We start from the raw sequence: 976 nt of genomic DNA, 5'->3' as shown, positions 1-976 counted from the left end.
CTTAACCAAAAGGAGAAGGAAACGGATTCTCAAAAGAATTATCCTTCGAGAAAGTCTAAGGGTTCAAAATTGTGTAGAATCATGGATGATTCTTACATGGTTGGGTCACCTAAGTTGTTTACCTCTTCCTCTAGCACCGCAATCCGGTGCTAGTTTTTTCATGTCATTTTTATTGAATTATTATCAAAAAATAGTTTGCCTTAGTTTCAAGGAGGTACAGACTTGGGATTAAAGACAACAGGAAATCTGCATAACCGAATGGCCGTCCTTCGAGCCGAGAAGAAATGGTCGCAGAAAAAGGTAGCTGAAAAAATTGGAGTAAGCAGGCAGACCATCCTCTCTCTCGAGAACAATCGATATAACCCTTCTCTAAAATTAGTCTTTGAACTTGCCCGTTTATTCGAAAAAGATGTGAACGAAGTATTTCAGTATGTACCTAAGGAGGAATGATTCTTGATAGTCTTGCTTGCTATCATTTTAGTCCCTTCATTCCTGGTCTTTCTATTCATTTCATTAAAATTCATATGGGGGAAGAAGGAAAGGACGAAAGAGGAAAGCAAATTACTAGTACTTCCTATATGATGTCCTCTCCTATCTTCCCCATTGGCTGGCTTTTGATCGAAGCCTACCATAACTATAGAACCTCTTTCCTTATCAGCTTATCGAGATTGGATATGGATTATTGTGCTGCTTACATTCATCGTTCAAGGCGCTGTCATTTTTATATATAAAAGAAGGGTGTGATTCGCCCTATAAAGAACAGGCTAGGCATATGCATTTTTCGCTTTTCCCTGCCCCTTCTCCGATTTTGAAGTCTCAATGAACTTCATGACTAAAAGCAATAAGAGAACGCCTATCCCTCCTGCAATGGAATAGCTTATATTTAAGTAATCTCCCATGACAAGGGACATACCTGGTGGACCAAAGGCAACCCCCACAAACCTTGCAGAGCTGTAAAAAGAGGTGATCGTCCCTC

At 40.0% G+C, this 976-nt stretch carries 1 protein-coding gene and 1 pseudogene; one reads left to right on the top strand and one right to left on the bottom strand.

Going from position 1 to position 976, the window contains the following annotated elements; all coding sequences use genetic code 11:
- Positions 1-258: 258 nt before the first annotated feature.
- Positions 259-450 (top strand): helix-turn-helix transcriptional regulator, encoded by a 192-nt coding sequence (locus LD39_RS20610; protein WP_035553148.1) that lies wholly within the window; start codon positions 259-261, stop codon positions 448-450.
- Between the two features lie 314 nt (positions 451-764).
- Here the strand turns inward: LD39_RS20610 and LD39_RS23330 are convergent.
- Positions 765-976 (bottom strand): annotated as a pseudogene (locus tag LD39_RS23330) (MFS transporter); the annotation flags it as partial.

Origin of the sequence: Halobacillus sp. BBL2006, assembly GCF_000786645.1 — a bacterium.
Lineage (GTDB): Bacteria > Bacillota > Bacilli > Bacillales > Halobacillaceae > Halobacillus.
The sequence above is the reverse complement of the archived record's forward strand: the minus strand, read 5'-3'. Positions and strand labels throughout refer to the sequence as shown.

Bases quoted from the DNA above. Each gene is read 5' to 3' on its own strand.
- LD39_RS20610 (WP_035553148.1), top strand. From the start codon at position 259: ATGGCCGTCCTTCGAGCCGAGAAGAAATGGTCGCAGAAAAAGGTAGCT.